This window comes from Methylobacterium sp. FW306-05-D (assembly GCF_058782155.1).
In genome coordinates this window covers 20,635-28,286 of the sequence record NZ_JBYSXL010000061.1, presented here as the reverse complement: position 1 = coordinate 28,286, position 7,652 = coordinate 20,635, and the positions used below count along the sequence as shown (strand labels likewise).

General features: G+C 69.1%; 6 protein-coding genes. 2 read left to right on the top strand and 4 right to left on the bottom strand.

The genetic code is table 11. The features are described 5' to 3' along the window. Positions 1–17 precede the first annotated feature (17 nt). Together AC3WLN_RS18175 and AC3WLN_RS18170 are read left to right on the top strand one after the other, a co-directional pair. Positions 18–416, top strand: a complete 399-nt coding sequence (locus AC3WLN_RS18175; RefSeq protein WP_492483589.1) for an MAPEG family protein — start codon at positions 18–20, stop codon at positions 414–416. A 201-nt stretch (positions 417–617) separates the two neighbouring features. After that, positions 618–1,610, top strand: a complete 993-nt coding sequence (locus AC3WLN_RS18170; RefSeq protein WP_492483587.1) for a catalase family peroxidase — start codon at positions 618–620, stop codon at positions 1,608–1,610. Between the two features lie 24 nt (positions 1,611–1,634). Here the strand turns inward: AC3WLN_RS18170 and AC3WLN_RS18165 are convergent, their stop codons facing one another. The 4 genes from AC3WLN_RS18165 to AC3WLN_RS18150 form a co-directional block, all read right to left on the bottom strand. Then, positions 1,635–1,919 (bottom strand): hypothetical protein, encoded by a 285-nt coding sequence (locus AC3WLN_RS18165; RefSeq protein ID WP_492483586.1) that lies wholly within the window; start codon positions 1,917–1,919, stop codon positions 1,635–1,637. Positions 1,920–2,139: 220 nt separating this feature from the next. Then, positions 2,140–5,283: a polysaccharide deacetylase family protein gene (locus AC3WLN_RS18160; protein WP_492483585.1), complete on the bottom strand. Its 3,144-nt coding sequence runs from the start codon at positions 5,281–5,283 to the stop codon at positions 2,140–2,142. Positions 5,284–5,644: 361 nt separating this feature from the next. Then, positions 5,645–6,709, bottom strand: a complete 1,065-nt coding sequence (locus AC3WLN_RS18155; RefSeq protein ID WP_492483583.1) for a glycosyltransferase — start codon at positions 6,707–6,709, stop codon at positions 5,645–5,647. Beyond that, positions 6,706–7,623, bottom strand: a complete 918-nt coding sequence (locus AC3WLN_RS18150; protein WP_492483581.1) for a glycosyltransferase family 2 protein — start codon at positions 7,621–7,623, stop codon at positions 6,706–6,708. Before AC3WLN_RS18150 ends, AC3WLN_RS18155 begins: the two co-directional genes overlap by 4 nt. Positions 7,624–7,652 lie beyond the last annotated feature (29 nt).

Here is a 7,652-nt window from a genome sequence, read left to right as displayed (position 1 = left end):
CCACCGGAGCGATCCCCGTGACCTATCCCGCCCTGACGGCCTTCTACGCGGCCGTGTTCGCGCTCCTCTATGTCGGGCTCTCGTCCTGGGTGGTCGCCGGCCGCCTGTCGGCGGACGTCCTGCACGGGGATGGCGGGAACCAGACCCTGGAAAAGCGCATCCGCGCGCAGGGCAATTTCGGGGAATACGTGCCCCTGGCCCTCCTCCTCGTCGCCCTGCTGGAAGCCGCAGGCGGCGGTGCGACGCTGGTCCGCAGCCTCCTGATCGTGCTGCTGGTCGCCCGCGTGCTGCACCCGTTCGGAATATTCGCGCCCAAGAACTCGCCCCGGCAGTTCGCCTGCCGTGGGGGTGGAATCCTGGCGACCTTCGCGGTCATCGCCGTCGCGGCCGTCGCCCTCCTGCTTCGGGTCGGCTGAGGCTCGGGGCGACCCGGGTCCCGGTGCGCCCCCCGCCGAAGCGCCGGTCGCTCTCCGGTGCCGAAGCGCCTCGACCAGGTTCATCGGTGGATAGCGGCAGAAGCAACCTTCACGTTGTGTACCGCTACCTTTCACGATTAAGAACGATTCCGAAGTCAGCCGGTCGGTGCATCCAGCGTCGACGCCGCCTCAAGGATCGTCATGCGTTCGAAGAGCATCCCATACGTCCTCGCATTCAGCGCAGCCTTTGCTGTCGCGAGTGTCGCACCGGCCCGAGCCGAGGAGGCGACGACTGCCGAGCAGACCATCAACGTCATGAACAAGCTTTTCGGAACCCATCCCGGCAAGCGCGCGAACCATGCCAAGGGCGTCGTCGCCGAGGGCAGCTTCACGCCCTCGCCCGATGCGGCGCGGATCAGCAAGGCGTCCCTGTTCCAGGGGCCGGCCGTTCCGGTGACGATCCGCTTCTCGGACGCCACCGGCGTGCCGACGATTCCGGATGGTTCGAAGAACGCCAACCCGCACGGGATGTCGCTCAAGTTCAAGCTCGCCGACGGCTCGGACATGGACGTCGTCCTGAACGCGCTCAAGTATTTCCCCGTCGCCACCGGCGAGGCCTTCCGCGACCTGCTGCAGGCGGTCGCCGACAGCGGTCCCGATGCGGCCCACCCGACCGCGCTGGAGCGCTTCACCCAGACCCATCCGGCGGCGGCCACGGCCGGTGCCACGGCCAAGACCCCGTCGAGCCTGGCGCGGCAGACCTATAACGGGGTGAACGCCTTCGTCTTCGTCGACAAGGACGGCAAGCGCCAGCCGTTCCGGTTCCGGTTCGTGCCGGTCCAGGGGGAGGACATCCTCTCGCCCGAGGAGGCCGCCAAGCGCGCGCCGGACTACCTGATGGCGGAGATCGGGCCCCGGATCGCCAAGGAGCCGGCCCGCTTCACCGTCCAGGCGCAGCTCGCCGCGGCGGGCGACCCGACCAACGACGCCACCAAGCCCTGGCCCGACGACCGCACCTTCGTCGACCTGGGAGTCCTGACGGTCTCCAAGGTCGTCCCCGACAGCGCCGAGGCCGAGAAGGCGCTGCTGTTCATGCCCAACGCCCTCACGGACGGCGTCGAAGTCTCCGACGACCCCCTGATCGACGCGCGGGTCCAGGCCTACGCGGTCTCGTTCGGGCGCCGCAGCCAGTAGGGCCCTGCACCGCCGGGCGCCCGCTCAGCGCGTGGTCCCGGCGGCCGGCGCGGCGGGTGACCCGGTCCGCGCGGGCGCCGTGTCCGATCCCGGGCCGGAGCGGCGGCTGCCATCCTCAGTGGCTCCCGAGCCGCTGAGCCCCCCTGCCCCGACGCTCGTGGGTCCCGACCCGCCCCGGGTCTCCGAACCGGACCGGGCCGTCCCGCCGGTGTCGCCGGCCTTGCCGGTGCCCTCGGCGGCGGCCAATCCGGTCAGGCTGAGAAGCATGGCGCCTGCGAGGAGGGCCAGGTGGGGGGTACGAATGGGCATGCTCACGCGATCTCCGTCGTCCGCCGGATTGTCCCGACCTGCCTGAGAAGCCTCGTTCGCCCCGGGCTGTTCCGCTGCCAGACCGAGTAAACTCCATCGACGCCGCATCGCAGCCGGGTCCGCGGGCGCGGCGCTCGGGCTTCCCCGGAGACCCGGACGGGATCGGGGGCCCCCGAACGGGTGCCCAGCCCAGACCCGACGCGCCCTGCTTCTCCCGGCATCAGGCGATGATCGTGAAGTCCTGGTACTTGAGGAGCGCGTTGTTCGAGAACGTCGCCACCTGGATGGCGGCGGCGCTTCCGCTGCCGTCGGCGTCCCAGCCCAGGGTATGCGAGCTCGTACTGAACACGAACTCCGCGTGGGCCTTCGTCGCGACCCCGGCCAGACTCGATTCGAACCAATCGCTCGCGAGGGCACCGATGGCGAGTCCGTAATCGGAGGCGTGGACCGCGAGCTTGTCGCCCTGCGCGGAGTTGAAGTCCGTCATCCGGTCGACGCCACGGCCGAAGGCGTTGAAGATGAAGGTGTCGGCGCCGAGGCCGCCGGTCAGGACGTCGTTGCCCCACATGCCTTCCAGCGTGTCATTGCCATCGCCGCCCGAGAGGGTGTTGGCGGCGCTGTTCCCCTTGAGGACGTTCGCCAGGGCGTTGCCCGTTCCGTTGATCGCCGTCGTGCCGGTCAGGACGAGGTTCTCGACATTCGTCGGCAACGTGTAGGTGACCGAGCTCTGCACCGTGTCGATGCCCGCATTGGCGGCCTCGACGGCTTTGTCCGCCACGTTGTCGACGATGTAGGTGTCGTTTCCGCCGAGGCCCTGCAGGGTGTCGGCCCCGGCGCCCCCGTTCAGCACGTCGCCGCCGTCGGTCCCGATGATCGTGTCGCTCCCGGACGTTCCGACCGGCGCCGCCGAGAGGACGACGGAGACGTTGTGCTGCCCGAGGCCGTTCAGGGTGAGATCGAGGGTGTTGCCCGACAGGGACGCCCCGTCCGCGCCGGTGATCTGGACGAGTTGCCCGGGATGGGACTTCAGCTGGATGAGGTCGTGCCCCTCGCCCACCACCGAGTAGGCAAGGTTGCTGCCGTCGCCGGTCACGGTGAGGAGGTCGGACCGGTCGGCCAGGTTCGTCAGGTGGGTGACGTCGTCCGGCGTTCCGTCGAGGGCGATCTTGAAGGTGCCGCCCGCCTTCGGCACGAAGACGCTGTTGCTGTCATAGGCGTACCAGCCGGCGACGTTCTTGATGGTGTGACCGGTGCCGACATCGAGGGCGAACTTGCCGAGATCGCCGGCCGCGGTCGTCGCCGTCGCGGTGAGGACGTTCGAGGCCGCATCGAAGCTGTAGCCCACATCCGACTTCTCGAAGGTCGCGGAGCGCTGGGCGAGATCGGCCAAGGTCACGAATTCCGAGCCCGCCTGGGCCGCCCGCGCGATGAAGTCGGTGAACATCTGCTGGGTGTAGCCGGCGTCGGTCGTATCGGTCAGCCAGTCCGTCGGGCCGTAATCGTGCCAGGGCCAGACGACGATCGGCAGGTCGGAATGCGCGGTCAGCGTGCCCCATTCCTTGGCCCAGGCCGCCGTGGCCTGGGCTGCCGTCAGATGCTGGTAGCCCACGAGGGTGAAGTCGAAGGAGGTGTCGGGCGCGATGTAGACCGACTTCATGTCCGCGGCCGCGGGACTGAGGTAGCCGATCGCCCCGGGATAGCCGGCGCCGATCAGGGACGCTCCGCCCGAGATGTAGGGGTAGTACTGGGCGATCTGCCGGGCGGTCGCGAGGGTTTCGGACGCACCCGGAATGGCGGCACCGATGTTCGTGAGCCCGAGCTGCTGCTCGATGATGGCGCGGGACTGCTGGAACTCGGACTGGAACTGCGCCGCCGTGAGGAGATTCGTGTTTTCGGGATGGGTGAGCGAATGCGAGCCGATCTCGTTCCCCATGGCCAGCATCTGGTTGTAGTACTTCTTCGAATAGGTCCAGTCGGTGGTCTCGCCGTTGGCCGGATCGTTGCCGATATCGATGTAGTAGGACCCGACGAAATTGTAGGCCTGTTTCCACTGCGTGAGGATCGGCAGGAGCCTGTCGTAGATGCCCGGCCCCGAGTCCGGCCGGACATCGTCGGTATACATGGCCTGATCCATGTCCACCCGGGCGGCGACGATGGCCTTGTCGCGGCTCATGTGCAGGCTGACATCCGGTCCCGTCGCCGGCTGCATCGTCCAGTCCAGGGCATGGCCGAGCATGTTGTTGTCCGCCAGCATGCCGTCCGTCGCGAAGTGGACGTTCCGGCCGCCCGTCTGCGTCGCCATCACGGCGATGTGCGACTGCCCGTTCACCGTCTGGTTGGCCAGGGTCGTGCCCAACCCGTCCGTGCTGGTGAAGTAGGACGTGCTCACGTTGGTGTACTGGTGGATCGACTGGCCGGCGGTATAGCCGTTCATGACCGGGTTCGTCGTCGCGGCCGCCGTGACGTCGACGTTCGCGCCGTTGACGCCGTCGACCCGGCTGACATCCAGCAGCGCCTTCATCCGTGCGTAGGAATCGCCGGAGAGCGGCTGGTTCTTCTCGTCGTTGGTCATGAAGTCGCCGGCGGTGATGATGCCGACGTGGTAGGCCTTCTCCAGGGTCGTCAGCGTATCGGTGATCGCACCGACCTTGGCGGCCGCGACGTTCCGGAAGGACGGAAAGATCAGCGCGTCGTAATTCGCGAGCTTCGTCAGGTCCGTGAGATCCGCCTCGGACAGGAGGTCGTAGGGCACGCCGGCCGCCGTGGCCTGGTTCTGCGCGGCCATGAACAGCTGCGAATAGGCCATCGGGCTGAAGTAGTTCGCGGCCGTCGACTCCGAATAGACGATCCCGACCTTGTGGCCCGTATAGGTCCGGGCGGGCAACGAAGCCGGGTCGGTGAGGGTGTAGGGTCCCGCGCCGTAATCCCCGGGGAGGAAGACGCTGTTGTTCACGTCGGCGAGGACGTTCAGGCCCTTGGTCCCCCCGATCTGCGCCGCCGACAGGCTGAGTTCCAGGACGGTGTGGTCGGCATTGTAGGCGTAGGTCAGCGGCGTCGCCGAGACGAGGGTCTGTCCGTCCGCGCCGGTGTAGAGGTAGGGCTTGCCGTCGGCCGCGATGTTGATGTTGTAGTCGTAGCCCTTGTACAGGCCCCAGATGCCGTACCCGGTCGCGGTGTTCTTGTCGGTGTCCAGCCAGATCGTCGTGTAGGTGCCGATGGAGGTTCCGATGGGCGCCTGGATGGCGAAGGTCAGGGTTCCGCCGGACAGGTCGCCGTAGAGGCTGTATCCCGCCGTCGTGGTTCCTGCGGGATTGAGGCGGCTGGCGGACGACCAGTCGGTCAGGTTTCCATCGATAGCGTACATGATAGGCCGGCCTCCCCGTTCGTATCAGATCGCAGCGCATGAGCGACGACCCGGGCCAGCGCCCCTTCAGAAGGCTGGGCCCGATGTCTCCAATGGCAACGCCACCTGACTATTCAAATATTCATCGATGCAAATCATCGGTTTCACACCCTATGTACCGGTTTGATCCTCGTCCATAAATCAGCAAATGGGATTAGATCTTGATCCCTACGGGTTCTGTTCCGCCAAGCCGAAGCAGTATCCCGCCCGGACTGGGATCGGGACCGGTGGTCGTCGGCACGTTCGCGAAGGGGGCGCCGCCAGGCGCACGCGCTGCGGCGCCGGTCGCGCCGGTGCGGAGAGCCGGCACCTGCGGGCGATCTCAGGCGCGGGCGGCCTGGCGCGCCTCGGCATAGAGGGCCTCGCAGCGCGTCAGCCAGAGATCGCGGCCGAACAGGCGCAGGACCCGCGCGTGCGGGACCGTCCGGGGAATGGCGAGGGCGTCGCCGATCGCCCGGGCCAGCGCCGGCACGTCGTCCGGGGGCGCGAGATGTCCGGCCTCGCCGACGACCTCCGCGGCCGCCCCCATGGCGATGCCCGCCACCGGCACGCCGCAGGCCATGGCCTCGATGGCCACGAGGCCGAAGGGCTCGTCCCAGCAGGGCGTGAACAGGAAGACGGAGGCGCGGCCGATCTCGCCCGCCAGGGCCTCGCCGGAGAGATGGCCGCCGTAGCGGATCGGTCCACCGAGCCGCGGGGCGATCCGCGCATCCCAGTAGGCGCGGTCCTCGATCGGACCGAACAGGGTCAGGGGGATGCCGGCGCGCCGGGCCGCCGCGACGGCGAGATGCGTGCCCTTGAAGGGCGCGATCCGCCCGGACCAGGCGGCACCGCCGTCCCCGCGTTCCCGAAAGGGCCAGGTCGCGGGATCGACGGCGTTGTGCAGCACCGACACCTGCGGCGGAGCACCCTCGGGCCACCAGGTCCTGCGCTGGGCCTCCGAGGTCACGGTGATCCGATGGCCCGGCACGAGGCTGTCCTGCACGAACCAGCGCAGGGCGTCGTAGGGCGGCACGTGCAGCGACGTGACGGTGGGCACGCCCGCGAGACGCCGGCGCTCCAGGGGCAGGCGGCTCAACGCATTGTTGTGCAGCACGTCGAAGCCGCCGGCCGCGATCCGGTCGCAGGCGGCGGCATAGCCGGCATCCACGTGCGCCTTGAGCCCGGCATCGCCCCGGTGCTCGAGGCCCGGGAAGCTGCGCTCGTGGTGGACCGGGATCACCGGGTCGATGGAAAAGCGCGGGTCGCTGTCCCCGGCGGCGAACAGCACCACCTCGTGTCCCCGCGCCGTCAACCCCTCCGCCAGGACCCAGGCGTGGGCCTCCATCCCGCCCGCGAAGGGGCGCGCCACGGGATGGCGCAGATGGGCGAGGAGCGCGATTCTCACGCGGTCGCCGTCGCGGAGCCTTGCGCTTCGAGGAAGCGGATCACGGAGGCGGCGTTGCTGTAGGGCTGGTGGCTCTGCTGCCCGGTCAGCGCGAAGTCGTCCGCATCGGGGCGGCGCAGGATGCGGATCGGCCGGTCGGGGGCGTCGTCGATCAGCCCCATCACCTTGAAGGCGTAGAGCCAGTGCCCCATCGTGCGGTAGCCCCACTTGGCCTCGAACAGCTCGGCGTTGCGCACGACGCTGTCGAGGTGATGAACCGGCGGCATGTGATGGGGGTGGTACTGGTGGTAGGCCAGCCCGCCCTTCATCCAGGCGATGGGGATGCCCGCCTGGTCGAGGATCTTGCCGAAATCCGTGTCCTCCCCGCCGTAGCCGGTGTAGCGCTCGTCGAAGCCGCCGCAGCTTAAGAAGGTGGCGCGCCGGATGGCGAAGTTCAGGGACCAGAAGCAGCGGTAATCCGGGCAGATCTCCAGGCCGGCGGCCGGCGGCCCCCGGCGGTCGGAATGGCGCTCGGCGACCGCCGCGAAGGCGTCGCAGGTCCAGGCCCCCGCCGTGGCGCGCTCGGGCAGGTGGAGGACCTCGCCCATCAGCAGGCCGTCGAGCTCGTCGAGGCCGCGCGCGTAGTCGGCCACGAGGTCGGGGGCCGGAATGCAGTCGACGTCGAGGAAGACCAGGGCGTCGCCGCCGGCGGCCGCGACGCCCCGGTTGCGGGCCGCGGCCAGCGGCAGCTCGCTCCCCGGCACCAGGATCTGGCGGACCGGGAAGGCGACCTCGGGCAGGTCGTAGGGCGCGTCCTGCATCACCGCCACGATGAACTCGGCGGGCGCTTGGCTCTGGCGCTCCAGGCCCAGGAGCACGTTGCGCAGGTGCGCCGGGCGTCCCTTGGCCAGGGTCACGACGGAAACGGTGGGCATGGGGCGGTCTGGCTCCGGGGGGGTTCGCG